This is a genomic window from Haloechinothrix aidingensis, assembly GCF_013450155.1.
Classification (GTDB): Bacteria; Actinomycetota; Actinomycetes; order Mycobacteriales; family Pseudonocardiaceae; genus Haloechinothrix; species Haloechinothrix aidingensis.
The window spans coordinates 96,838-122,381 of the sequence record NZ_JACCKD010000002.1; the positions used below are offsets into that span (position 1 = coordinate 96,838).

General features: G+C 68.8%; 26 protein-coding genes. 9 read left to right on the forward strand and 17 right to left on the reverse strand.

The window, feature by feature from the left end:
• Nucleotides 1–25: 25 nt before the first annotated feature.
• Nucleotides 26–211 (reverse strand): hypothetical protein, encoded by a 186-nt coding sequence (locus H0B56_RS05005; protein ID WP_180891772.1) that lies wholly within the window; start codon nt 209–211, stop codon nt 26–28.
• Between the two features lie 17 nt (nt 212–228).
• Entirely contained in the window at nt 229–1,071 is an 843-nt protein-coding gene (locus tag H0B56_RS05010) for a nicotianamine synthase family protein (protein WP_180891773.1), read from the reverse strand.
• A gap of 202 nt (nt 1,072–1,273) precedes the next feature.
• Here H0B56_RS05010 and H0B56_RS05015 point away from each other — a divergent pair, with 202 nt between their 5' ends.
• Nucleotides 1,274–2,305 (forward strand): DUF7847 domain-containing protein, encoded by a 1,032-nt coding sequence (locus H0B56_RS05015; RefSeq protein ID WP_180891774.1) that lies wholly within the window; start codon nt 1,274–1,276, stop codon nt 2,303–2,305.
• A 376-nt stretch (nt 2,306–2,681) separates the two neighbouring features.
• Here the strand turns inward: H0B56_RS05015 and H0B56_RS05020 are convergent, their stop codons facing one another.
• Complete coding sequence (locus tag H0B56_RS05020) at nt 2,682–3,503, reverse strand: SDR family NAD(P)-dependent oxidoreductase (RefSeq protein ID WP_180892334.1); 822 nt, start codon at nt 3,501–3,503, stop codon at nt 2,682–2,684.
• A gap of 108 nt (nt 3,504–3,611) precedes the next feature.
• Here H0B56_RS05020 and H0B56_RS05025 point away from each other — a divergent pair, with 108 nt between their 5' ends.
• Nucleotides 3,612–4,265, forward strand: coding sequence for a phosphoribosyltransferase family protein (locus tag H0B56_RS05025; protein WP_180891775.1), 654 nt, complete (start codon nt 3,612–3,614; stop codon nt 4,263–4,265).
• 7 nt (nt 4,266–4,272) lie between these two features.
• On the opposite strand, the gene H0B56_RS05030 is transcribed toward H0B56_RS05025, so the two are convergent.
• The 4 genes from H0B56_RS05030 to H0B56_RS05045 form a co-directional block, all read right to left on the reverse strand.
• A complete protein-coding gene (locus H0B56_RS05030; RefSeq protein ID WP_180891776.1) occupies nt 4,273–5,265 on the reverse strand; it encodes a pirin family protein in 993 nt (330 codons plus the stop codon).
• A 102-nt stretch (nt 5,266–5,367) separates the two neighbouring features.
• Nucleotides 5,368–6,600, reverse strand: coding sequence for a fumarylacetoacetase (fahA, locus tag H0B56_RS05035; protein WP_425484493.1), 1,233 nt, complete (start codon nt 6,598–6,600; stop codon nt 5,368–5,370).
• A 114-nt stretch (nt 6,601–6,714) separates the two neighbouring features.
• On the reverse strand, nt 6,715–7,704 hold the full coding sequence (locus tag H0B56_RS05040) for a TIGR03557 family F420-dependent LLM class oxidoreductase (RefSeq protein ID WP_180891777.1): 990 nt from the start codon (nt 7,702–7,704) through the stop codon (nt 6,715–6,717).
• A gap of 139 nt (nt 7,705–7,843) precedes the next feature.
• Nucleotides 7,844–8,671, reverse strand: coding sequence for an LLM class F420-dependent oxidoreductase (locus H0B56_RS05045; RefSeq protein ID WP_180891778.1), 828 nt, complete (start codon nt 8,669–8,671; stop codon nt 7,844–7,846).
• A 198-nt stretch (nt 8,672–8,869) separates the two neighbouring features.
• Between H0B56_RS05045 and H0B56_RS05050 the strand changes: the two genes are divergently transcribed.
• The 6 genes from H0B56_RS05050 (at nt 8,870) to H0B56_RS05075 (ending at nt 12,574) form a co-directional block, all read left to right on the forward strand.
• Entirely contained in the window at nt 8,870–9,451 is a 582-nt protein-coding gene (locus H0B56_RS05050) for an Rv0361 family membrane protein (protein ID WP_180891779.1), read from the forward strand.
• 286 nt (nt 9,452–9,737) lie between these two features.
• A complete protein-coding gene (locus tag H0B56_RS05055; protein WP_180891780.1) occupies nt 9,738–10,310 on the forward strand; it encodes a type 1 glutamine amidotransferase domain-containing protein in 573 nt (190 codons plus the stop codon).
• 39 nt (nt 10,311–10,349) lie between these two features.
• Nucleotides 10,350–11,486 (forward strand): baeRF2 domain-containing protein, encoded by a 1,137-nt coding sequence (locus tag H0B56_RS05060; RefSeq protein WP_180891781.1) that lies wholly within the window; start codon nt 10,350–10,352, stop codon nt 11,484–11,486.
• 16 nt (nt 11,487–11,502) lie between these two features.
• A complete protein-coding gene (locus tag H0B56_RS05065) occupies nt 11,503–11,706 on the forward strand; it encodes a DUF2795 domain-containing protein (protein WP_180891782.1) in 204 nt (67 codons plus the stop codon).
• A 109-nt stretch (nt 11,707–11,815) separates the two neighbouring features.
• Nucleotides 11,816–12,214 (forward strand): DUF2267 domain-containing protein, encoded by a 399-nt coding sequence (locus H0B56_RS05070; RefSeq protein WP_343063758.1) that lies wholly within the window; start codon nt 11,816–11,818, stop codon nt 12,212–12,214.
• Nucleotides 12,215–12,232: 18 nt separating this feature from the next.
• The gene (locus tag H0B56_RS05075) at nt 12,233–12,574 is read left to right on the forward strand and encodes a DUF8129 domain-containing protein (protein WP_180891783.1); all 342 of its coding nucleotides are present in this window, start codon (nt 12,233–12,235) and stop codon (nt 12,572–12,574) included.
• Between the two features lie 88 nt (nt 12,575–12,662).
• On the opposite strand, the gene icmF is transcribed toward H0B56_RS05075, so the two are convergent.
• From icmF to H0B56_RS05125, 10 genes are all read right to left on the reverse strand, one after another.
• Nucleotides 12,663–15,932 (reverse strand): fused isobutyryl-CoA mutase/GTPase IcmF, encoded by a 3,270-nt coding sequence (gene icmF / locus H0B56_RS05080; RefSeq protein ID WP_180891784.1) that lies wholly within the window; start codon nt 15,930–15,932, stop codon nt 12,663–12,665.
• A gap of 74 nt (nt 15,933–16,006) precedes the next feature.
• On the reverse strand, nt 16,007–16,570 hold the full coding sequence (locus tag H0B56_RS05085) for a GTP-binding protein (RefSeq protein WP_180892337.1): 564 nt from the start codon (nt 16,568–16,570) through the stop codon (nt 16,007–16,009).
• Between the two features lie 230 nt (nt 16,571–16,800).
• Nucleotides 16,801–17,133, reverse strand: coding sequence for a DUF742 domain-containing protein (locus H0B56_RS05090; protein ID WP_246360902.1), 333 nt, complete (start codon nt 17,131–17,133; stop codon nt 16,801–16,803).
• Nucleotides 17,134–17,335: 202 nt separating this feature from the next.
• Entirely contained in the window at nt 17,336–17,779 is a 444-nt protein-coding gene (locus H0B56_RS05095; protein WP_089300031.1) for a roadblock/LC7 domain-containing protein, read from the reverse strand.
• 76 nt (nt 17,780–17,855) lie between these two features.
• On the reverse strand, nt 17,856–21,050 hold the full coding sequence (locus H0B56_RS05100) for a nitrate- and nitrite sensing domain-containing protein (protein WP_343063759.1): 3,195 nt from the start codon (nt 21,048–21,050) through the stop codon (nt 17,856–17,858).
• A gap of 690 nt (nt 21,051–21,740) precedes the next feature.
• Nucleotides 21,741–22,088 carry a DUF3817 domain-containing protein gene (locus tag H0B56_RS05105; RefSeq protein ID WP_180891787.1) on the reverse strand — a complete coding sequence of 116 codons (348 nt, stop codon included), beginning with the start codon at nt 22,086–22,088 and terminating at the stop codon, nt 21,741–21,743.
• Nucleotides 22,085–22,546 (reverse strand): transcriptional regulator, encoded by a 462-nt coding sequence (locus H0B56_RS05110; protein WP_180891788.1) that lies wholly within the window; start codon nt 22,544–22,546, stop codon nt 22,085–22,087. Before H0B56_RS05110 ends, H0B56_RS05105 begins: the two co-directional genes overlap by 4 nt.
• A 108-nt stretch (nt 22,547–22,654) precedes the next feature.
• Nucleotides 22,655–23,572 carry a lytic transglycosylase domain-containing protein gene (locus tag H0B56_RS23410; RefSeq protein WP_343063760.1) on the reverse strand — a complete coding sequence of 306 codons (918 nt, stop codon included), beginning with the start codon at nt 23,570–23,572 and terminating at the stop codon, nt 22,655–22,657.
• Nucleotides 23,573–23,779: 207 nt separating this feature from the next.
• Entirely contained in the window at nt 23,780–24,268 is a 489-nt protein-coding gene (locus H0B56_RS05120; RefSeq protein WP_180891789.1) for a helix-turn-helix transcriptional regulator, read from the reverse strand.
• A gap of 204 nt (nt 24,269–24,472) precedes the next feature.
• Nucleotides 24,473–24,640, reverse strand: a complete 168-nt coding sequence (locus H0B56_RS05125; protein WP_180891790.1) for a hypothetical protein — start codon at nt 24,638–24,640, stop codon at nt 24,473–24,475.
• A gap of 115 nt (nt 24,641–24,755) precedes the next feature.
• On the opposite strand from H0B56_RS05125, the gene H0B56_RS05130 reads away from it, so the two are divergent.
• Nucleotides 24,756–25,538 carry a crotonase/enoyl-CoA hydratase family protein gene (locus H0B56_RS05130; RefSeq protein ID WP_343063805.1) on the forward strand — a complete coding sequence of 261 codons (783 nt, stop codon included), beginning with the start codon at nt 24,756–24,758 and terminating at the stop codon, nt 25,536–25,538.
• Nucleotides 25,539–25,544 lie beyond the last annotated feature (6 nt).

Genomic DNA, 25,544 nt, shown 5'->3' on the forward strand with positions numbered 1-25,544 from the left:
CGCCGGCCCTGTTCCAAGCAAGCGCTTAGTCGACAGCGTACCGAGTGCCGCCAGGGGTGACGCGGCACCGCCGGGCACGCCCCTGGCGGCCGGACCGCAACCCTGCCGCCATGCCGAGCAGGAGGAATCCGAGCACCCGCAGCACGCGGCCGAGAAGGACCATCGGTTTCGGCCCGAACCGCTCGGTGAGCAGGAATCGGCGCGAACGCACGCGGAGCAGCGTCGCGATCACACGGTCCCGGCACCCGCCGGGCGCGCGACCAGTACCGAGTTGACGATATCTGTGTAGGGGTGCACCTCGAGCTCGACACGCAACCCCGTCAGATCCTCGGCCCGCACCTGCGGGTACAGCAGCCTGCGCAGCCGCACAGCCGACCGCACGAGCACCAGTGTGCGAGCGGGCAGCAGCGCCCCGAGACGCTCGCCGATGGCGCGTTTGGCGCGCGCGTCCTGTCCGGCCAGCGCGGCAAGCACGACGACGTCGCACGTGTGCACCCCGGCCTGTACGAGCGTGTCCATACAGTCCGGATCCTCGAGGTCGGCGCGCACCGCCGTGACCGCTCCCGGCGCGTCGAGCGCGCCGGCCACGGCCTCCCCCGAAGCGAGGCTGTCACCGTCCCTGTCGACGTGCACGACGCGTGCATCGTGCTCGCCCGCGAGTAGCAGGCCCGTCAGCGGAAGCGGCCCGGAACCGAGCACGGCGACACGCGCAGGCCGCGGCTCGCCCATCGCGGCCACCATGCCGAGCTCCATCCGCACCAGGTCGCGATAGTTGTTCAGGTACGGGAAGCGGGCGAGCTCTGCCTCCGGATCCGTGGCCGCGGTGATCCGCCGCGCCCAGTACGCCTCGAGCGCGGACTCGCCGTGCGCGCACAGGTTCTGCAGCGCGCTCGCGTGCTGATCCAGCCCGGCCATGGCGGCCTCGGCGACCCGGGGCGGCGTCGAGCAGCACAGCTCGACCAGCTCGGTGAACAGCGCGTCCACCGTGTCGGACGGGTTCAAGTCGGGCACAGCCTCCAGCTGCTCGCGCAGCTGCCCCACTCGATGCGCCACCGCGCTCGGACCACGCACTCGATCATCTCCTCCCGATCTCGCACCGAGATGCTAATGGCAACGATTTTCATTACTACGGTGGGTGCCGGGTTCTGTCTCCCGAGTGTTCCCCGCTGCCGCGCACTCCCTCGACCATCTGGACCGGGGACCCGATCGGCTAGAGTGACCTGTACACCAGCGATACCCCTTGGACAGCTCTGAGTCCGGCGAGTAGGTAGTGATGAGCGACGCGCGCGACAGGCCCGACCCCGACCCGAACGAGGAACGGCAACCGGGCGAGGAGATCCGGTACTCCTCCGACTACCCGGGCGTGGCACCGTTGCCGCCGGAGAGCGCCGCACCCCGGGGTGGTGGCGGCTGGCCCGACCTGGGCAACTTCCAGCCCGGCGTGATCCCGCTGCGGCCACTCGGGCTCGGCGACATCCTCGGCGGCGCGCTGGCCACCCTTCGATCGCACGCGGCCATGCTGTTCGGCGCTGCGTTCGTGGCGATCGGCCTCAGCCAGCTGCTGGCGCTGGCGCTGGTATGGCCGCGTATTCAGGAGGTGGCCGCGACGGCCGGTGCCGACGAGCTCTCCGACGAGCAGATGGTGGGACTGATGCTCGACAGGCTGGCCGTGGACGGGGTCTCGATGGGGTTCCTGATGCTGGCGCAGTTGTTCGTGACCGGGCTCGCCACGATCGTTGTCGGAAAGGCCGTGCTCGGACGGACCATCGGTTTCGCGGAGGCATGGGAGGATCTCAGGCCCCGGCTGATTCCCCTCCTCGGCGTCACGGTCCTGGTGGGAGTCATCGTGTTCGCCGGGGTCATGCTGTTCCTCATCCCGGGTATCTGGGCTGCGGTGGTACTCGCCCTTGCCGCTCCCGCTCTGGTGCTGGAACGCACCTCCGTGCCGCACGCGATGCGCCGCTCCTGGGACCTGGTGCTCAACTCGTGGTGGCGAATCTTCGGGATCCTGGCGCTGGCCTTCGCGATCGGCACGGCCATCTACATCGTCGTGATACTGCCGTTCGAGATCATGACGGGCGGTGGCGTCGAACCGGGGTCGACGGTCACGAACGAGCAGATCATCCTGGGCACCGTCGGCGAGGTCGTCGCCACTACGGTTCTCTACCCCTTCGTCGTTACCGTGACGGCCCTTGTCTACATCGATCGCAGGATCCGCACCGAAGGTCTCGCCCTCGAGTTGGCGCGCGCTGCGGGCATGGCCCCGCCGGACGCGGGCCCGCCCGGTTCCCCGCACGCGTGGTGATCCTTCCGTACGCGGCTCGGGGCAGGTCCTGCGGCGCGAGGGGTCGCCGGCCGCGAAGTCGCTGCTCCAGTTCGGACAGTTGCGCGGCGATGCTCGGCGTGTCCCCCTGCCGCAGGGTGTACCACCCGTTCGCACCCGGCGTGCGTAGCAGCCTGCCCGGACCGGTGTCGATCCAGCACGGGACGGGGGTCCCGTGCACCCGGCGAGTGCCCAGCTGGTCGCGGACTCCGGCGAAGAGCTGGGCCGCGTTGCCGCGTTCCTCCTCCGGCATCATGAGCTGCCCAAGGGCAGCAGGCACCCGAGCGCTCGGATTCGCGACAGGGAGCACCGCCTGCGACCGGTTCGGCGGGATCGGGGCCGGGGAGGGACCCCCTGGCTACTTCCGGGGGCCGAACCGGGCCGCGGCGCCGACGATGCGCTGGTAGACGGACCCGAACAGCCGGGCCATGCCGTCGAGCGCGTAGGCGTCCGCGCCGACGAGGATCTTCGCCTCGTTCTTGCGCACGCCCCGCAGGATGCGCTCGGCAGCGCTGTCCGGTGTGGTGCGCGCCACACGATCGAACAGCGCGCTCAGCTCGTCGGTGTTGAGCCCTTCGGCCGCTCGCGAGTTCCTGGCGATGTTGGTCTTGATCCCGCCGGGGTGCACGCAGCTGACGCCTACAGGCTGCTTGTCGAGCCGCACTTCCTGGCGCAGCGCCTCGGTGAACCCGCGCACGGCGAACTTGGTCGCGTTGTACGCGCTCTGGCTGGGAACCGCGATGATCCCGAACACGCTGGAGACGTTCACCAGGTGCCCGTCGCCGGACTCGATGAGGTGCGGCAGGAATGCCTTCGTCCCGTGCACGACCCCCCAGAAGTTGATGCCGACGATCCAGTCGACGTCCTCCCAGGTCATATCCGCCACGTTCGCGGTGAGGGCGACGCCCGCGTTGTTGAACACCAGGTTCACCCGGCCGAAGTCGGCGACCACCGTCTCGGCGTGGGACTGCACCGCCGCGCGGTCGGCCACATCGAGCACGTAGTGGCGTGCCTGCGCACCCTCCTTCTCGCACAGCCCCGCCGTCTCGGCCACGCCCGCCGAGTCGACGTCCGACAGAGCCAGCCGAGCACCCTGCCTGGCCAGCGCGACGGCGAGCGCCCTGCCGATGCCTGATCCCGCCCCGGTTATGACGGCCACCTTGCCCGAGAAGTCCTTCACCGCCGCGCCTCGATTCCTGTCTCCGTTGGCTGTCACGAACGGCCTCAGCATAACTTACTATCAGTAAGTTTTCTAGTCTTCTGCCGCGTTTGAGCGCATGATGGACGTGTGAAGGCACGACACCGGTTCACCGACCGCCTGGAGGCCGGACACCTCCTCGGCAAGGAACTGGCACGCCGACAGTGGATCGACCCGGTCGTGCTGGGACTCGCGCGCGGCGGCATGCCCGTGGCCGCAGGGGTGGCCGATGCCCTGGGCGCTCCACTGGACGTGATGGTCGCGCGCAAGATCGGAGCCCCTGCCCAACCCGAACTGGCGATCGGGGCGGTCACCGCGGACGGGGCGCACCTGTACGACACGGCCTCGCTGCGCGCGTTCGATCTCGAGCCCGCGCAGCTGGAGGATCGCCGCGCGTCCGAGGCGGCCGAGGCCCTCAGACGCCAGAACACCTACCGCGACGGAGGTCCTCTCCAGGTGCGCGGGTGCGACGTCGTCCTCGTCGACGACGGTCTCGCCACCGGGCTCACCGCCATCGCGGCCGTGCGCGCGTTGCGCCACTACGACCCGTTGTCGATCACCGTCGCCGTTCCGGTCGCCTCCACGTCCGCCCGCGCGCGCGTGGAGACCGAGGCCGATGCGGTGCACACCCTCGACGAACCACCGACGTTCTACGCCGTCGGCCAGTGGTACCGCGACTTCCACCAGGTCGAGGACGACGAGGTGCACGCCATACTGCGCCGGCGTTCCGGCAGCGACGTGTGAACCGCGCTCACCGTCGGTGACTCCCGCCTGCAGCACCACCGTCCTTGGGTGTGGCGGGAATCGTGCCGAGCCTGCCCGCCTGGAAGTCCTCGACCGCCGTGATCAGCTCGTCACGGGTGTTCATCACGAACGGCCCGTACGCGGCGACCGGCTCCCGGATGGGTTGACCGCCAAGCACCAGCACATCCAGCTGCGGGCTGCGGCTCTCCTGGGTGGTCCCGGCACGCACCGTCAGCGCGTCGCCGGCCCCGAACACCGCGAGGTCGCCCGTCGATACGGGACGGCGCTCCGTTCCCACGGCACCGGAACCGGCCAGGACATACACCAGCGCGTTGAAGTCCGGGCGCCACGGCAAGCGCACCTGCGCTCCGGGAGAGACCGTGGCGTGCACCATCGTGATCGGCGTGTGCGTGACACCCGGACCCGTGTGACCACCCACCTCACCGGCGATCAGCCGCAGCACGGCACCGCCGTCCTCGGTGGTCAGCAGCTTCACCTCACCGCCACCGATGTCCTGGTAGCGGGGGTCGGTCATCTTCATCCGCGCGGGCAGGTTCACCCACAGCTGCACGCCGTGGAACAGCCCGCCGGACATCACGACGGCCTCGGGTGGAGCCTCGATGTGCAGCAGGCCGCTCCCCGCGGTCATCCACTGCGTGTCGCCACCGGAGATGAGCCCGCCACCCCCTGTGGAGTCCTGGTGCTCGATCTGCCCGTCCAGCATGTAGGTGACCGTCTCGAATCCCCGGTGCGGGTGCCATGCGGTGCCCTTGGGCTCGCCCGGCGCGTACTCGACCTCCCCCATCTGATCCATGTGAATGAACGGGTCCAGATCGCGGTGGCTGACACCCGCGAACGCCCTGCGTACCGGGAATCCTTCCCCCTCGTACCCCTGGGGAGCCGCTGTCACCGCGGACACGGTGCGCTCCACACTCGTCGCGACATCCGGGCTGACCACCCTGGGCAGCACCAGAACGTCGTCTACCGTCACAGCTGGCATGGTTTCCTCCTCGCACGACGATACCAACGGTAAAACCAATGCATATGCATCGATATTCCGAAGGGAAACCCCGCGGGCCTCGCCCCGCTCGCGCGCACCTCCCTACGTCGACGGCCGCACGCGCCCGGTCACCTCACCGAGCCCCATGCGGCTCCCGTCCGGCCCCGGAGCGGTAGCCGAGATGCTCACCTCGTCCCCGTCGTTGAGATAGCCGCGCTGCGACCCGTCGCGCAACAGGATCGGGTCGCTGCCGTCCCAGCTCAGTTCGAGCAACGACCCGCGCTGGTCGGGTTCCGGACCACTCACCGTGCCCGAAGCGAAGAGGTCCCCGGTACGCAGCGACGCGCCCGCCACCGTCAGGTGCGCCAGCTGCTGTGCGCCCGTCCAGTACATCGTCGAGAACGGTGGCTGCGCGATGGGATGGCCGTTGAGACGCACGGTCAGCCTCAGGTCCAGTCCCCACGCGCCCGTACAGCGCAGGTAGGCAAACGTCTCCTCGCGCGGCCCCTCCGGCGCCACCCAGGCATGGTCGAGCGCGTCGAGAGGCACGACCCACGGCGACAGCGACGTGGCGAAGGACTTGCCGAGGAAGGGACCAAGGGGCTTGTACTCCCAGCCCTGGAAGTCCCGCGCCGACCAGTCGTTGACCAGGCAGACCCCGATGACGTGCTCGGCGAAGTCGTCGACACCGACGGGCTTGCCCAGCTCGGACGGCACGCCGACGACGAACCCCACCTCGGCCTCGAAGTCCAGCTTGCGGGTGGAGCCGAACGCGGGGGAACCGCCTTCACCGGGCCCGCGCTGTCCGCGCGGCCGGGAAACGGGTGTGCCGGAAGGCACGATCGTGCCGGCACGGCCGTGGTAGCCGACGGGCAGATGCTTCCAGTTGGCAGGCAGCGAGTCCCCGCCGGCTCGGAACATGCGCCCCACGCTGCGCGCGTGGTGTTCGCTGGAGTAGAAGTCGACGAAGTCCGCGGGCTCGAACGGCAGGTGCAGCCGCACGTCCGCGCGCGGGATCAGGTTCGCCATCACCACGGGGCGGTAGCTCGGGTCGCGCAGCCACTCGGTGAGCCGTTCGCGCACCGAACGCCACACGGGTCGGCCCGCGGCCAGCAGCGGGTTCAGCGAGCCGGACTCGACGAGTGGTGTGAAGTCCTCACCGAGCCGCCCGGCCACCGCCGCGAGATCCAGCACGCTGTCGCCCACCGCGACACCCGTCTTCCGTGCCGCCGTATCGCCCCGCTTGGTTTGCGAGAACACCCCGTACGGCAGGACGTACGTGCCGAACTCGGCGCCGTCCGGCACGTCGAGCCAGCTCTCGCCATGCACAGGCACGCCTCCACCACAGGTCCGTCCGGCGGCGCGGTCGGCAGCCGCCCCCGTCCCAGATTGCCACGAGCGCGGCGCGTCTGGCCCGTACTCGCGACGGCCGGTCCGGCGCTCGCCTGCTCAGGCCGTCAGGCTGGGGAGCACCTCACGGCCGAACACCTCGAGCCATTCCCGCTGGTTGCGACCCACGTTGTGCAGGTAGATGCGGGTGAACCCGGCGTCGATGAACTTCTGCAACGATGCCCGGTGCTCGTCGGGGTCCGACGAGATCACCATGCGTCCCGCGAAGTCGTCCCTGCGCACCAGCTTGGCCATCTGCTCGAAGTCGAACGGCGAGCGCACGTCCGCCTTGGGGAACTTCATCCCGCCGTTGGGCCACTGCTCGATCGCCTGCGACCAGGCTTGCTCGTCGGTGTCCGCCCAGGACAGGTGGACCTGCAGCAGCTTCGGGATGTCGTCCGGATCCCGGCCTGCCTTCCGCGCCCCCTGCGCGAGGTTGTCCAGGATTCCCCCGAGCTTGTCCATCGATGCGCCTGGCGTGATCAACCCGTCACCGAGCTCGCCGGTCTTACGCGAGGTGTACGGGCCTGCCGCGGCGATGTAGACGGGCGGGGGCGCCTCGGGCATCGTCCATAGTCGCGTGGTGTGCATCTTGAAGAACTCCCCGGCATGCTTGACGTCCTTGCCGGTGAACAGCTTCCTGATCACCTCGAGTGCCTCGAACATCCTCCGCACCCGCTCCGGGGCCTCCGGCCAGTACCCGGCGAGCATGTGCTCGTTGAGCGCCTCACCCGAACCGATGCCGAGCCAGCTCCTGCCCGGGTACATCGCCTCGTTCGTCGCAGCCGCCTGCGCGACCAGCGCCGGGTGGAACCGAAACGACGGGCAGGTCACCCCGGGGCCGAAGTCCCCGTCGGTACGCTCGGCGATCGCGCTGAGCACGCTCCACACGAACGACGCCTCCCCCTGCGCGGGAACCCACGGCTGGAAGTGGTCGGCCGCCATCTGCCCCCGGAAGCCGTGCCGCTCGGCCAGCGCGGCCAGCTCCACCGACTCCCTCGGAGGGAACTGTTCCAGAGCTGCGGCGATCCCGACCTGTACACCATCCACGAACTGATCCACTCCTCATCTCGGCGATCCGTCCGTTCCGCAACCTAACGTGAACACCATTCACCCGCCGGTGCCCGCACCGCACTCGGGCCGCCCGTGTCGCCACCGCAGGGACCGCGACCGCGCTCACCCGGCTCGGTCACCGGAACCGTGCCGCGATCTCGGCGAGCCCGTCGAGCTCGGTGAGGGTCTCGCCCTCCTGGCGGGTACGCAGGAGGAAAGCGACCCGGTCCACGCCGGCCTCGGCCCATCGCGCGAGCAGCTCCTCGTCCGTCCCGGCCCCGAAGATCGTGACGGGCAGCTCACGGCCCTGCGCGGAGAAGGACGCTCGTACCCGGGCGATCTCCTCCGGCGCGATGTCCGGACGGGGCAACCAGCCGTTGCCGTGCTCGTCGAGCCGCCGCAACGCCGCAGCGCTCTCGCCTCCTATGTAGATCGGCGGGTGCGGGCGCTGAACCGGCTTCGGCCGCGCATGGACTCGCTCGAAGTCGACGAACTTGCCGTGGAACTCGGCTTCTTCCTCCGTCCACAGTCGTGTCACCGCGGCGAGCTGCTCGTTCAGCAGCGCCCCGCGCGTGCTCGGGTCCGTCCCGTGGTTACGCATCTCCTCGCGGTTCCACCCGGCACCGACCCCGAACACCGCCCGACCCTCCGAGACCAGGTCCAGGCTGGCGACCTCCTTGGCGGTATGCAGCGGGTCCCGTTGGGCCAGCAGTGCGATCCCGGTACCGACCAGCAGGTTCCTGGTGGTCGACGCGGCAGCGCTCAGCGCGACGAACGGGTCCAACGTGCGGTAGTACATCCACGGCATCTCACCCCCACCCGGGTAAGGGGACTCCCTGCTCGCCGGTATGTAGGAATGCTCGGCCAGGAACAACGAGTCGAAGCCGCGGTCCTCGAGCGCGCGGCCCAGCGAGCCCGGGCGGATACCGTTGTCCGTCACGAATGTAGCGACACCGAACTTCATGTCGCTGTAGAACCGTTCCGCATTCCCGATTGTTCCGTGCGTGCTCGCTGTCCCGGCACGGATCGCCGTCCGGTGGAACCGGCACCGGTGGCCCTGCGGGATCCGCGAGGCCGGGACCGCCGGTTAGACTTCTCGCCACACGAACCACTCAGCGTCTCCGGACCGGCCGGGGACCACGCTGCGAGGGCAGGAGCGTAGATGTCCCAGCCACCAGGATCCCAGGACCCGGACGAACCCCGGGACCCGGACGTGTCGCAGCAGCGATCGTCCGGGAACGACACCGGGAACGGGCGGTCCGGGGCAGCCGGTGACGACCTCCCTGCAGGCGAGCAGCCGGTTCCCCGTCCGCGGGGAGGGCGCCTGGCCTGGGTTCTGGGTGGGGCAACCGCGCTCGTCGTCCTCGCAGGCGTCGCGGTGCTGCTCGTCGTACTGCTCGGTGACGGACCCGGGGACCCGGAAACCACCGCACAGCAAGCGGTCACCGCGATGAACGAGCAGGACACCGACGGGATGATCGCCGTACTGTGCGAGGAGGCGCGGGACAAGGCCCGCGAGTTCGTCGGCGAGGTCGACGACGGCCAGGAGCCGGAGTTCCAGGTCACGGTCAGCCTCGACGCGGTGACCGAGAACGAGGACACGGCGACGGCCGACGTGACAGCCAGCTTCGACGAGATCCCCGCGGAGTGGGAGGGAATCATGCCCGAGGAGCAGGCCCTGCGACTGGAGATGATCGTCGAGGACGACGAGTGGAAGGTCTGCGACCTGACGGTCGGCTCGTAGACCGCCCCGTGCCGGGGACACCGGCGCAGGCCTCCTCCGCACCGAACGTCGCGTGACCCGGTCGGGTGGCCGCGCCACGTTTCGGGCAGCCGCGCGACGGGTATCAATACACAGGTAACGGAGTACCCGAGAGTCCATGGGGGCCCGCGCGGACCGGCAGCCCGCGACGCCGGGACAGGCGAACGCGGGCTCACCGCGGCCGGGACCCATCGAGCGTGGGTGACCGGGCCGTCCGCGGCCGTGTGGTCCCGGTGGCTCGCGATGCGGTTGGTAGGAGCGTGTTCCGATGAGCACGAGCTTGTCCGGCACGAAGGTGGCCTTCCTCGTCGCGCACGAAGGCGTGGAGCAGGTCGAGCTGACCAGCCCGTGGGACGCTGTCCGGCGAGCGGGCGGCACACCGGAGCTGATCTCCACCCGGCGTGGCACCGTGCAGGCGTTTCATCACCTCGACAAGGCCGGCACGTTCGATGCCGACCGGCTCGTCGACCAGGCTCGGCCGGAAGACTACGGCGGACTCGTGTTGCCGGGAGGTGTAGCCAACCCGGACGCACTCCGGCTGAACCCGCACGCGGTCCGGCTCGCGCACGACTTCGTGGCCCACCACAAGCCGGTCGCGGCCATCTGCCACGCCCCGTGGCTGCTCATCGAGGCCGGCGTGGTCGCCGATCGCAGGCTGACCTCTTACCCGAGCCTGGCGACGGACCTACGCAACGCGGGCGCCCGGTGGTCCGACGACGAGATCGTCGTGGACTCCGGGTTGGTCACCAGCCGCAAGCCCGATGACCTGCCCGCGTTCTGCGCCAAGCTGGTCGAGGAAGTGGCGGAGGGCGCCCACGGGAAGCAGGCACGGAGTGCATGAGCCCGCACGACCGCCTCGCCAGGATCGGAGGTCACAGTCATGAAGCTCGCGTTCCTCCAGGATGTCTACCGCCACGACGGCCCGTTCGCCACGGTCTACCTGGACACCTCGGCCGGCTCGGAGGACGCCGCGAAGGCGATGGAACTGCGATGGCGCTCGGCACGGGAGCGGCTGAGCAGGCAAGGCGCGGACGAGCGGACCCTCGACGCGCTCGAGTCGAACATCGCGCTGCACGGGACTCGCCCCGGCTGCCGCGGCCGGGTGCTGGTCGCCAGCGGGGGCGCCGTGGTGTTCCACGACGAGCTCGACGAACCACCCGAGCAGTTCGCCGACGACGCCGGGGTCGCCTTCGAGCAAGTTCCCCAGCTCATGCCTTACCTGCGCATGCGGCGGACCCGCATACCGCATGCTCTGGCCATGGTGGACCGGATCGGCGCCGACATCACGGTCGTCGACTCGCTCGGTCACGCCGGTCACGTCACGGTCGAGGGGGACGACGACCCGCACCACAAGAGCCACGCCGCGGGAGAGGGCGACGAGAAGCACCACCATCAGCGCGTCGAGGAGCGATGGAAGGCCAACGCGGGCAGGATCGCCGAGGAGCTCACCCGCCAGGTGCGCGAACACGCTGCCGAGGTGATCGTGCTCGGTGGCGACGTCGAACAACGCAAGCTGGTGCAGGACCGCCTCCGCAAGGGGGTGCGGGAGCTGGTGATCGAAACCGGCGCGAGCCACCGGGGCAGGCACGCCGTGGACGAGTCGCTCCACCGGGAGGTCGGCGAGGCGGTCGCGACGGCCCTGCGGTCCCGGGTCGAGGAGGCCGTCGGCGAGTTCGAGCGGGCACGCGGCAACCGCGCGCACGCAACAGAGGGCTGGAAAGGCACGGTCGACGCACTGTTGCACGACCAGGTCAGCACCCTGCTGTGGTCTCGCGACACCGGTGACTCGGGAGCGGACGGCGTCCTGGCCATCGGGCCGGAACCCAACCAGGTGGCGACGGACGAGACGACGCTGACAGCACTCGGTGCCGCATGGGTCGCGCACGTGCCCGCGCAGGAGGCCATCCTGCGTGCCGCGGCCTGCACTCGCGCCGATCTGGTGCTGGTCGAGGAGGGCACGGTCGAGCTCGACGACGGGCTCGGCGCGCTGCTGCGCTTCACGACGACGCCGGAATGAGGGAGGACGTACCGCCATGACGGACGCCGACATCAGGCGGGTACGCAAGGCCCTTCAGGGACTGGAGTACCCGGCCACCAAGGAGGACATCCTCGACTACGTCGTCGAGCGCGAGCCCGATGCGCGAACGGAACGCGCGGTGCGCGCACTTCCGGACGGCACTTACCACAGCGCCAAGCACGTCGAGGACGCCGTGCCACAACGTCCCGAGCAGACCTGACGACGACATCACCACACCGGGGGCGCACCCGACCCTTCCGCGACCTCACCACCCGGTTGTCGCGGGCACCCGAACGCGAGGCGCAAGACGGAACAGTGGAGGACTACCCGTGAACGCGACGACCGAGCACAGCACGCAGATGCACGAGTTCATCCGGAATGTACAAGATCGCGCGAAGCTCGAGAGCTACGGCGAGAGTCACCAACTCAGCCGCGCGGTCATGACCGTACTCGGGCAGTCCGTATCGGGAGGTCAGGCGAAGAAGCTCGCCGCCTGGCTTCCCCCCGAGCTGCACGCCGAGCTCGCCGGGGAACACGGCCATGCGACAGCGTTCGACAAGAGCGCGTTCCTGGACAAGGTAGCCGGGTTCATCCCGAGCGTCGATCCGTACGAGGTCGAGAAACAGGTGAGCGCCGTACTTCGTACGCTGCGCGACTCGGCACCCGAGGGCGAGCTCACCGACACGGTCGACCAGCTACCGCACGAGCTGGCTGCGCTGTTCCGCTGACGATGAAAGGAAACTTCCGTGACACGACGTGAGGACCGACTGCCCATTCCCGACTTCGACGAGCTACCGCTGACCAGCGTGCAGCACCGGATCCGGGCGCTGGAGCGCGACGAGCTGAACACGCTGCTCGCGCACGAGCACGCGCACGCCAATCGCGTCCCGGTGCTCGAGCTGCTGCGGGCTCGGCTCGAGCAGCTCGCACAGGGGGGCGAGACGTCCGGAGGTAACCCGTCGGCTCACTCCGAGCGTCCCACCGATACCCGTGCGGGCTCGGCCGTCTCGCCGGACGCGGCCGCGGAGAAGTCCGGACCGCTCCGGCACGGCAGGGTGAGCAGGACGCCGGGTCGGGACCGCCCCTGACCGCGAGTCCGCGGAGCCCGTTTCCGGCGCCGACCGGCACGCGTCCCGGGGTCGGCTGTGCGCCAGGCATCCGGTTCCGCGGACCGGCTCAGACGTTGCGCCGGTACTGGCCGCCGACCTCGAAGAAGGCTTCGGTGATCTGCTCGAGGGAGCACACCCGGGCCGCATCCATCAGCACGTCGAAGACGTTGTCCCCCCGGGTAGCGGCCTCGCGGAGTGCCCTGAGCGCTTGCTCGGCCGCGGCCGAGTTGCGCCGTTGGAACTCGGCGACGCGGTGGAGCTGGGACTGCTTCTCCTCCTCGGTCGCGCGCGCGAGCTCGACCGTCGCGGATTCCTCGTCCTCGGCATGCGGATTGAGGAACGTGTTCACCCCGACGATCGGCAACTCGCCGTCGTGTTTGAGCCGTTCGTAATGGATCGACTCGTCCTGGATCTTGCCCCGCTGGTAGCCGTTCTCCATCGCACCGAGGACACCGCCACGCTCCGAGATGCGCTCGAACTCCGCGAGTACCGCCTCCTCGACCAGGTCCGTCAGCTCGTCGATGACGAACGCACCCTGCAGGGGGTTCTCGTTCTTGGACAACCCCCATTCCTTGTTGATGATCATCTGGATGGCCATCGCGCGCCGCACCGAGCTCTCGGTCGGGGTGGTGATCGCTTCGTCGAAGGCGTTGGTGTGTAGCGAGTTCGCGTTGTCGTAGAGCGCGCACAGCGCCTGGAGTGTGGTGCGGATGTCGTTGAAGCTCATCTCCTGGGCGTGCAGCGACCTGCCCGACGTCTGCACGTGGTACTTCAACTTCTGCGAGCGCTCGTTGGCGCCGTAGCGCTCACGCATCGCCACGGCCCAGATCCGCCTGGCGACCCTGCCGATAACCGTGTACTCGGCGTCCATGCCATTGGAGAAGAAGTACGACAGGTTCGGGGCGAAGTCGTCGATATGCATACCACGCGCCAGGTAGGACTCCACATAGGTGAAACCGTTGGCCAGCGTGAACGCCAGCTGCGTGATCGGGTTGGCTCCCGCCTCGGCGATGTGGTACCCGGATATCGACACGGAGTAGAAGTTCCGCACGTCGTGCTCGATGAACCACTCCTGGATGTCGGCCATCATCCGCAGGGAGAACTCGGTGGAGAAGATGCAGGTGTTCTGGCCCTGGTCCTCCTTGAGGATGTCGGCTTGCACCGTGCCACGCACGCTGCGCAGCGCCAAGGAGCGCAGCTCGGCGGCCTCGTCCTCGTCGGGTTCGCGCCCGTGCTCCGCGCGGAACGCGTCGATCCGCTGGTCTATCGCGGTGTTGAGGTAGAACGCCAGGATGGTCGGCGCCGGACCGTTGATGGTCATCGACACCGAGGTCGACGGGCTGGTCAGGTCGAACCCGTCGTAGAGCGCCTTCATGTCGTCGAGCGTCGCGATCGACACGCCCGAGGTCCCGATCTTGCCGTACACATCCGGTGGGGTTCCCGGGTCGTGACCGTACAGCGTCACCGAGTCGAACGCGGTCGACAACCGCTTGGCCTCCGAGTCGGCGGAGAGGTACTTGAACCGGCGGTTCGTGCGGAACGGGTCGCCTTCCCCCGCGAACATCCTCGCCGGGTCCTCCCCTTCCCGTTTGAACGGGAACACTCCCGCCGTGAACGGGAAGTAGCCGGGCAGGTTCTCCCCGCGCAGGAAGGACAGCAGGTCCCCGGAGTCGCGGTAGCGGGGCAACGCCACACGCGGGATCCTGCTGCCGGACAGCGTCTCCCGCCACAGCTCGTTGCGCAGCTCGGAGTCCCTGATCTGCACAACGAGCTCGTCCTCGCGGTAGGCCGCTGCCCGCTCGGACCACTCGGCGAGCAACCGCTCCGACTCCTCGGCCACTCCTTGCCGTGCATCGTCGATGAGCCGGTCGATGGCACCGGTGTCGGCGCCGTCGGCCGCGAGCGCGTCCCGCGCAGCGGTGAGCTGGTCGACGTACCGCACGGCATCGGCCTGCGCGCGAGTGCGCTCGTGGTACCCGCGGACCGTCGCCGCGATGTCGGCGAGGTAGCTGGCGCGCGACGCCGGGATGACCGTGCTCAGCTCCGTGGAGACCTTTCCGGTGGCCTCGGGAAGGGTGCCGGCCGACACGCTCAGCCCCCACCCGGCCAACGCGTCTCGCAGGTGCTGGTACAGCGCGGTCACGCCGTCGTCGTTGAAACGCGCCGCGCTGGTACCGAACACCGGCATGTCGTCCGGGGACGCCCCGAACGCCTCACGGTTGCGTACGAGCTGGCGCGAGACGTCACGGCGCGCGTCCTCGGCGCCGCGCCGTTCGAACTTGTTGATGGCCACGGCGTCGGCGAAGTCCAGCATGTCGATCTTTTCCAGCTGCGATGCGGCGCCGAACTCCGGGGTCATCACGTACAGCGCCACATCGACATGGTCGACGATGCCCGCATCGCCCTGACCGATACCCGGGGTCTCCACGATCACCAGGTCGTAGCCTGCCGCCTTGCACGCGCGGATCGACTCGTCCAGCCCCGTCGGGATCTCACCGCTGGTCGTCCGCGTGGCCATGGAGCGGAAGAACACCGGGCTGTCGGCGCCACTCGCGCCCGGTGCCGACCACGAACCCAGCGAGTTCACGCGGATCCGGTCACCGAGCAACGCACCCCCGCCCCGCCTGCGCGAGGGATCCACCGCCAGCACCGCGATGCGTAGCTTGTCCTCCTGATCGAGCCGGAACCTGCGGAGGAGCTCATCGGTGAGCGAGGACTTGCCTGAGCCTCCCGTGCCGGTGATACCCAGCACCGGGACCGTGCGCGCGCGGGCACCGTCGTCGATGGCCGCGCGCCAGTCATCCGGCAGCGCACCACCTTCCAGGCGGCTGATCACCCGCGCCAGCGTCGGTACGTCCCCGGACAGCAACCGCTCGGCCGACCCCACCGGCGTCCCGGTCAGGTCGTGGTCGCACTCCGCGATCATGGTGTTGATCATGCCTGGCAGCCCGAGCCGCTGGCCGTCGTCCGGCGAGAAGATCCGCGCGACGCCCCGGGAATGCAGCAGCTCGATCTCCTCGTCGACGATCACACCGCCGCCCCCGCCGTATACCTTGATGTGCTCGGCTCCGCGCTCCCGGAGCGACTCCACGAGGTAGGTGAAGTACTCGACGTGGCCACCCTGGTAGGCCGAGACGGCGATGCCGTGCACGTCCTCCGAGATCGCAGTGGTCACGACCTCGTCCACCGACCGGTTGTGACCGAGGTGGACGACCTCGGCACCCTGCGACTGCAATATGCGCCGCATGATGTTGATCGACGCGTCGTGGCCGTCGAACAGGCTGGACGCGGTGACGAATCGAACGGGGTTCACCGGACGGCGCAGGTCTGCGGTCATGCTTCCAAAATACTAGGACTTCCTACTATTTTGGAAGCATCCGATACACGTGACCCACGCCTCACCCGAGGTGCTCACCGGTGCCCGCTCTCGTTCATGGCGACCCACTGCTTCATGGCGTACTCGACGAGCGTGATGAGCGACTGCTTCGTCGACTCCCGGTCACGCGCGTCACACCGGATGATCGGAACCGAGGGCTCGACCGAGAGTGCCTCGCGCACGTCGTCGACCTCGTGCCGGAGTACCCCGTCGAAGGCGTTGAGTCCGACGACGTAAGGCAGCCCGCGATCCTCGAAGAAGTCGACAGGGGCGAACGAGTCGGCCAGCCGTCGCGTATCGGCGAGCACCACCGCACCGATGGCACCGCGGACCAGGTCGTCCCACATGAACCAGAACCGTTGCTGGCCGGGTGTGCCGAACAGGTACAGGATGAGGTCCTCATCGAGGGAGACCCTGCCGAAGTCCATCGCAACGGTCGTCGCCTGCTTGTCCGGGGTGGCGGCGAGGTCGTCGATGCCCGTACTGGCATCGGTCATCATCGCCTCCGTCGTCAACGGCACGATCTCCGATACCGAACCCACGAAGGTCGTCTTGCCCGCGCCGAACCCACCGGCGACCACGATCTTGGCCGAGGTCATGGTCGAGGAGTCGGACTGCTGTTGCGCCAGCTGCCGTGCCGGGTTACTCACCGTTGCATACCCCCAATACGGCGGACGACGATCCCCGTGAGGTACTCACCATACAACGGGCGGTCGGCTCTCGGTCCTGACCGTGCGGGGAACGATCCGACCTCGGGAGAAAGCACCCGCGCACCGTATCGCGGTGCGCTCGGCTGTCCAACCACCTCGGCAAGGCGCTCAACACCTTCCTAAAGCCGACGGAGTCCACTCAACACCCTTTCCATCAACAGCAGGTGTGCCTCGGCACCATCTGTGCCGGACATCGTCCTGTGCACGGTCACGTGCCCTGCGTCAGCCGCGTCGCTGACCAACACCCGCGCCACGCCGAGCGGCATCCCGAGCTTCACCGCGATCTCGGCCACCGATCGAGGCGCGGGGCAAGCTTCCACGATCGCGCGGTGTTCGATCCGGTCACACGTGCCGTCGAACGGCACCCCCTCCTTGACCGAGACCATCGTCTCCAGCTCGAGCGGGTACTTCGCCCTCGTACGCCCACCCGTGAGCATGTACGGACGCACCATAGCCGCATCGTCGGCCGAAGCGGAATCCCTTTCGGGTAACGCGGGTATGACCTGGGTCGGCATACGTTGCGAAAGCGACTGCGCAGACATCCCCTCACCCTCCTTACGCTGAGCATGCCGCGGACGGTGCCGTGAGCGTCCGCCGCGGCGTGGGTCCGGTTTCCCCGAACCCGCCCCCTGCTGTGGTGTGGCTGTCATCACGTCATCCCGTAGATGCTCCGAGCAGGGATCCTCCGGACCCCTGCAGCTGTGCCCGAAGTTCGGGAGTCAAGATCTGACCGACCCGATCGACCAGCAAGGTCATCTCGTAAGCCACCTGGCCGATGTCGCAGGTCGGTGCCGCGAGCACGGCCAGGCACGAGCCATCGCTGATGGACATCAGCACCATGATGCCGAGCTCCATCTCCACGACGGTCTCGTTGACCGCGCCCGCCTCGAAGCACCGGGCGGCACCCTGGGTCAGGCTCACCAGCCCGGACGCTACGGCCGCGAGCTGATCCGCCCGGTCCAGCGGAAGGCGCGCCGACGAGGTCAGCAAGAGGCCGTCCGCCGAGACCACCACCGCGTGCGCGACCCCGGGCACTCGCTCCGCGAAATCGTTCACCAGCCAACCGAACTGGTTCTGCTGGGGTTGTGGCGACGTCATTCACCCTCCATCTCTTCAGGCACTGTGCTGTCGGGACACCCGCAGGCTCGCGGCCGTTCGGGCCACATCGCCGCCATCAGGTCTCCCCTCCAGCACCGATCTCCCGCATCTCGTCACTGCTGTCCTCGGCCGGCTGCGTCACGCTGCTGCGGCCCCGGCGGATGCCCTGCTGAAAGCTGCTCAGCCGGCCACGCATCGCGTTCGGGTCCCGTTCCGGCTGCTGTGCTCCCGCCGTCGCCGCCTGCTGCCCGGAGACACTGCCCGCGACGAGCTGCTCGCCCCGGCGACGACGCGGCAACCCGGTGTCGGTGTAGCCGGACGCCTCCGGCGATTCGGCTCGCTGCGCGTGCCTTCCTGCGCTCTCCGGCACGCTGCCCTCGTCCGGGCCGCCGGATCCGGCCTCCGGCTGCTTGCTCTCGGTGCGCCCCTTGCTGAGGCCGCGCTGGAAGTTGCTCAGCCTGCCCCGGACGTCCTGCGGGTCTCGCGCGGGCAGGTCCGCGCGGCCGAGCGCCGACCTGCTGGGCGTGGCCTCCGCGGGTTCGCTCGTCGCACTGCCGGGCAGCAGCTGCTCGCCACGTTGCCTGCGGGGGAGCCCGGCCTCGGTATAGGCCTCCGGAGCGGAGTTGGCCACCTTCCGGACCGTCTGCCAGTTCTTGTCGGCCGCGAAGTCCCAGGTGCTCAACGTGGCCGCGGACCGCTCGGCCGAGCTGTCCGCGCCCGAACCGAGCGAGGTACGGAACCATACCGACAGCATCTCGTCGAAGATCGGCGTCGTTTCCGGCCTGCTCCCCGACTGTGCTTGTTCCTGTTGCTCGACCGGCTCCGCGGCGGCGGAGGACCACCAGTCGGACAGCGGTGCGGTCCCCGGCGCGAACAGGGCCTCGCCCGTGGGAAGCTCACCCGTCGAGGAGGCGTCCGGTGCCTCGCGTTTCGGTAGCCCGCTGGACTGCGGCGAGCCCGGGGGCGCCCCGGACTCCCCGTTACCGCCGTCCGGAGCCTGGTTCGCCGAACCATCCGCACCGCCTGCCGGGGTGAACAGGTCGGTGCTCGAGGACTCCGAGGACTCCGAGGCCGGGCTCGCGCCGTTACCGCCCTGCTGGGCCGCCTGCTGGAGGCCCTGCTGGGCGGCAGGTGGGTGCGAGCCGTTGACGGGTTCCTGCTGCCCCGCGCCCTTGACCTGCTGAGCCTCGTCGGATGCCGTACGCACCCCGCTGGCGCCCGGCTGCCGCCGCGGCAGCTGGCCGGTTTCGGTGATCGCAGGCATCTCGGTGGTCAGCGGGCCACCGTCGGCACCGATCACCAGCTGCGCAGGCACGGTTACGCAGGCCCGCACGCCCTCGGTCTCCTTACCCCCGTAGAGCGTGACGCTGAAGCCGTGCTTGCTCGCGAGGCGCCCCACCACGAACAGGCCCATCCGGCGTGAGGACACCAGGTCCACAGGGGACGAGGCCCGCATACGGGCGTTCGCCTCGGCGACCTCCTCCTCGCTCATGCCGATCCCGCTGTCGAGGACGTCCATCGTCATCGAACTGTCCGACGCCACGCTCGTCGCGATCGTGACCTGGCTTTCCGGTGGGGAGAACGCGGTCGCGTTCTCCAGCAGCTCGGCGAGCAGCCGCATCAGATCACTCGCCGCGTGCCCCACGATCTTCGTCGTCGGCGGCGAGGGGACCACCACTCGCTGGTACTGCTCGATCTCCGAGACGGCTGCGCGCAGCACGTCGGCGGTACTGACGGGCCTGCCCGACCGGCGCGCGCTCTCCGAACCGGACAGGACCATGAGGTTCTCGTTGTTCCTGCGCATCCGCGTGGCGAGATGATCCAGGTGGAACAGGGTGGCGAGCTGGTCGGCGTCCTCCTCGTCGCGCTCCAGCTGCTCGATGAGTTGAAGCTGCCGCTGCACGAGGCTCTGGCTCCGGCGGGACAGGTTCACGAAGACGCTGTTGTAGGCGCTGCGCATCGTCGCCTGTTCGGACGCCAGCCGCAGTGCCTGGTGGTGCACGGCGTCGAACGCGCGCGCGACCTGGCCCACCTCGTCACGGGAGCTCACCGGTACAGGCGCGATGTCCACCGCACCGGACCTGTCGTCCTGGATATCCCGCACCGCTGCAGGCAGCCGCTCCTCGGCGACCTGCATCGCGCTGGACCGCAGCTCTCGCAGCGAGCGAAGCAGGTGACGTGTGATCACGAACACCACGAACAGCGCGAGGGCGAAGGCCAGCCCGAGCAGTACCGACAGGATCGTCACGCTCTTGCGCGCGTCGGCGAGCAGTGCCGCCGAGACGTCGGTGGCCTCGGTGTGCAGCTCGTCCCCGACGGTGGAGAGCTGGCTGACGATCCTGCTCGAACTACTGGTCCACTCGTCCAGTGAGAGCTGCTGGACAGCCATGTCCGTCGGCGATCCCAGCTCCCCGAATGCGGCACTGGCCATGCGCTCGCGCGTGGCGAAGCTGGGGCCACTGATCGTCGAGTCGAACAGCTGCCGCTGCTCGGGCGTGGCGGACGCCTCGAAACCGGCGAGCCTGTCCTCGATCCTGACCTCGGCGGTGCGGGTTCTGCTGAGCTCGGACGGAGCGAGAATGCCCCGTTCGATGCCATAGGCGACCAGCGACTGCTGTGCCGATGTCGCCTCCTGCGCCGCGCGCAGGTCCAACAGCGCCTGCGGCGTACCGCCGAGCGCCTCCTCGGACATCCTGGACACCGCAGCCGCGTCGAGCTCGAGCAACGCCTCGGTGATCACCGAGTACTCGTCGATCGCCGGAACCGGCTCCAACTGTCCCGAGTCGGCGTCCTCCCGCAGCTGTCCGAGCTGGCCGAGGACGTTCTCGGTCTCGCTCACCGCGTCCGCCATACCCCGGTCGGACCGCACGGCCTGCTCCGCGGCCTGCCTCGTGGTGTCGATCTGGCTGTCGACGTCCGCGCGAGCGTCATCGAGCTCGCCCCCCTCGATCCCGTCGACCAGCGAGGCCACGGTCTCGGTGCGCTCCTGCTGGACCAGATCGAGCAGCAGGCCCACCTCACCACTGAGGCCGAGCAAGCTGTCGGTGCGCTCGTGGCTGCTGACCCGGTCCAGCTGCCCGTTCAGGGTCGATACACCGAGAACGGCGGCGATGAGGATGGGCACGATCGTGACTGCCGCCAGCTTGACCGGCAGGTTCCAGTCACGCCACTGGCTGAGTGTGGCCAGCCGGTGCCTCCAGGATGCCGACCGTTGTGGTTGCCGACCGAGAAGCTTATCGACAGGAACTTGCTCTTGTCCTGTATCGGCCACGAATGTGACTCCCTGTTCAACGCGTTCGACCCTGCTTTCCGGAATCCGGGTCAGGCTCTGCCACGGACCACTACGTCTCGCACCCCGGGAGAATCTTACACCTATCAGGTGATCACCATACTGAGTCGCATTCCTCCGGTGACCTGCAATTTCTCGTCTCACCCACGCCAAAGGGTGAGCTTTTTCCATGTCTCCTCATGGACTTACCGCATTCCGTCACCAACACACGGCAAGCTCCTGGCGATGTGTCACCCGTACGGGTTAGAAATCTGGACATAATACACTGGACGTACATACTGAGCGTCGCAATTGGCGGGTGTTACGGGCAAATCTACGCACGATGATGTGGTGTTCACCCGTCACACTGGCCCGTTTTACGGAACTGCAAGTGATCAACACCTGGATAATGCAACACTTTCGGCGGTTCATTACCGGAACACTTTCCGCTTCCGATTACTTTAAGTAATCGCAGGCGAGTGTCAGTACCGACGCGGAAAGAGCGAACCCCATCGCCCGGCCGGAATAGTCACGGACCGTAGCGCATGACGGTGCGACCCGGAACATGCGGGCCACCGTTACCGCACTCGCGGTGCGGTACCTTCAGTGCTGGTCAACTGCAGACCTACCCCAGACCAGCCCCAGACCAGCCCGGCACGCGGGCGCGTCGCGACCCCCTCGAGGTGTACCGGTTCAGATCCGCAGGCCGGCCCGCACCCGCTTGGTAACGCGATGCTCGGCGACGAACGACACGATCGGGACGCACCCGGCGAGCAGCACCAGCAGGGTGCCGACGATGGACCAGCGTGCCTTGATAGCGAGATCGATGGTCAGGGCCATGTAGACCATGTAGATGACACCGTGGATCGGCGACCACACCGCGGAGGGCGTCGCGTTGCCGAAGCCGTAACGCACGATCATGACGGCGACCAGCCCGAGCAGCCCGATCCCGGTCGTGATCGCAGCGGCGCGGAACCGCCGGAGCGCGCCCCCCTCGACGGTGGGCGACGCTGAACCGTTCGATTCCGTACGCGTTGTCATCTCGGGTGAGCCGGCCTTCCTCGGTGGTTGTCCCGCGCGTTCAGCTCAGCAAGATACCGGTTGTAGGCCGCGAGCTCGTCATCGGCCCCGTCGCCGGTCCCGGCCTCGCCCCCATCGCTCTCGCCCCCATCGCTGCCGACACCGGCCCCCTGCCGGCCGGCCACGGCCGAACCTGCTGTGCGCCGGGGCACGTTCGAGGCGCCCGGCGCCACCCGATCCGCTCCATCGCCGTTGCAGGCGGCCCGCTTGCGTAACACTCGCATACGCCAGAAGACGAAAGCGGGGAAGAGTCCGAACAGGGGCCACTGCAGCACGTAGCCGAGGTTCTGCAGAGTGCCGCCCGCCGCCGCGAACTGCTCCCACTGCCACCAGGCCAGCGCGATACTCGCGGCCAGGCTGGCAACGCAGACACCGACCTCGGCGAGCCTTCGCCCGACGGAGAAGCTGTTGACCGGCACGAATCGACGCTAGCACTTCGCGCGAGCGCAACGAAGGCCACCGTCACACACCGCGCCGACCCGGCCGCCAGGAGGGGCACCGCTGACGGGTCGGGATCCGTCCCGTACTCAGCCGAGCGACTGCGCGGTGCTCGCGTACGAGTCGGCGACGGCGAAGACGCGCTGCCCGTACTCGACGGAGTCGTTGTACGACAGGACACCCTGCCACCAGCCCTGCCCGCTTGACATGTCACGGCCGCTGCGGCAGAGGTAGTGAGCCGCAGCGAGCGCGGCGTCGTCGATCTGCTGCGGGTGGGACTCACCGTTGCCGTTGCCGTCCACCGCGAACCGGCTCCAGGTGCTCGGGATGAACTGCATGGGCCCGACGGCGCGATCGAATTCCGGATCGCCGTCCCACTTGCCCCCGTCGGTGTCCTGGATCCGTTTCACGTCACCGGAACCGTCCAGCGCGATCCCGATGATCGGCTCGGACGGCAGTCCGTTGTCCTGCAGGACCGCGTCCCCGTACTGGCCGTGATAGGACTCGACCCGGCCGATCCCTGCCAACGTCGCCCAGGACAACCGGCAGCTCGGCTGGCTCTGGCGCACGGAGATCTCGGCCAACCCGTACGCGACCAGCGCTCGAGGCGGGACGTCGAGCTCGGGACCGAGCCTCTCGGCCCAGTCACGCAGCGTTTCCCGGACCGAAGCCTGCTCCGGCTCGCGCGACTCGCCCTGCTCGCCGGACTCCTCGTCGTCGCCCTCGGTGGCAGTGCCTGCCACCGTCGCGTTACCCGGCACGTTGGTACCCGGCTCCACCGACGCCGGCTCCACCGACAGCGCGGGGATCTCGTTGGTCGTCGGGCTGAACTCCGGTGCCGTGACGTGGTTCAACGCGAACACGCCGCTGCCGGCCACCAGCAGCACACCGACCACGACGCCCAGCCGCACCAGGACGCCACCGGTCTCCCGGCGCCAGCGTGCGGGATCGGTCGGCCCGTCGTCCTCCGAACCACTCTCCGCGCTACGCGCTTGTCGCACGGACACCTGCCTCCCGATCGAACGCTCCCGCACAACCGTGACCGCGCCATCGCCATGCGCCTACGGTCATGCCGTCCCGATCACACAACGATGCGCACCGCGGTCACGTTACGCGTTGTTGTACCACGATCCGATGTCACACGTCAGTGAAGAGGCGCACGGAACGCGGTGCACACGCGGCACAGGGTGTTGTGCGGGAGCTGCCGGGCGGGTTCAGGACGCGGCCGCGCGCCGGGCCTTGGCCAGCCGCGCGACGCACCAGGCGGCCGCGCTGCCGCGCCGCAGGTGTTCCAGCACGGTGTACGGGCCGAGATGCACGCTGAGGTCGCCGGGAGCCAGACCGGCCGCCCGGTACTCCAAGGCGCGCTGGTCGAGCGGGCTGATGCCCGCGTCCCACCACTCCTCTGCCTCGGCCAGGCCGCCGACCACCTGCCACCAGCGCGCCGCGGCACCGAGAAGCTCCTCGGGCACGCCCGGCAGCCTGCGCCGCATGGCCTCGACGTAGCGGGGGTCGGCAGCCTGCACCTCCGACCAGCCGGAGTCTCCCCCGTTGTCGCGCTGACCAGGGATCCCAGGTGCGCTACTCGGCGCGTCGGCCAACCACTCCGCCGTAATGCGGTTGACCTCGCTGTCCTCGGCTGTCGCATCCCGCTCAGCCGACCATTGCCGGATCAACGCGTCCACACCTGGGTCTCGGGTCATATCCGCCTCCCTCGATGAACCGTCCTGCCCGTTAACGATGCAGAACCGGTCGGTCACGTATTGTGAGCACGGTAGGACGCGACAGGGGACGTTCGCCAGACCTTCAGTTGAGAGAATTCGATGACCTGGACCTTCACCCAGGGAAACCACTCGGATGGCCTAATCACGGTCCGCACTGTGAGACACCCCACACCCGAGTGACGATTACTCGAACAGGGCACGGACAAAGGTCACCAGGGCCTCCGCGCCTTCCTGCAGCCACCCGAGTACGGCGTGTACCGCGCTGGCGGACTCCGTCGGCTGGCTGATGAGGAAGAACAGCACGAGACCGACAGCACCGACGATCAAGGCCTTCTTGAGATTCGGTGGCATAGTCGTCCTTATCCCATCCGGTCGTGACGGCCTCGCGAGTGTGACGAGGCCACTTCAGTGTGTTCACGGATAAGCATAGAGTAGGCATCCCGTCCGTGACAGAGAGGCGAGTGCCATCGTGACACCCGGCAACGTAGACGTGGAACGCGACGGGCCCGTGTTGATCGTATCCCTTCGGCGCCCGGAGGCGCGCAATGCCGTGGACGGGCCGACGGCACGGGCTCTCGCGGAAGCCTTCCGTGAGTTCGACCGCGACCCCGCGGCCCGGGTAGCCGTACTGACCGGCACCGGGGACTCGTTCTGCGCAGGGGCCGACCTCAAGGCCGTCGGTACCGAACGTGGCAACGTGCTGGATCCCGATGGAGACGGTCCGATGGGACCCACCCGGATGCGGCTCGGCAAGCCGGTGATCGCCGCGGTGCACGGGCACGCCGTGGCAGGCGGCCTCGAGCTCGCCCTGTGGTGCGATCTGCGGGTCGCGGACGAGTCGGCGGTTTTCGGCGTGTTCTGCCGCAGATGGGGCGTGCCACTGATCGACGGCGGCACCGTCCGGCTCCCCCGGCTCATCGGCGAGTCCCGCGCGATGGACCTGATCCTGACGGGCCGCCCGGTCGACGCGCACGAGGCGCACGCGATCGGGCTGGCGAACCGGGTCGTGCCTCAGGGCCAGGCCCGTGCGGCAGCCGAGGAGCTGGCCGCGCAGATCGCGGCGTTCCCGCAGCATTGCATGCGTTCCGACCGGCAGTCTGTGCTCGAGCAGCACGGCCAGAGTGTCGACGAAGCGCTGGCCAGGGAATTCACGATCGGCACAGGCGATACCACGCTCTCCGAGGAGGCGGTATCCGGTGCGGCCCGCTTCGCGGGCGGAGCCGGCCGCCACGGCACCTTCGAGTCGTGACGGGGT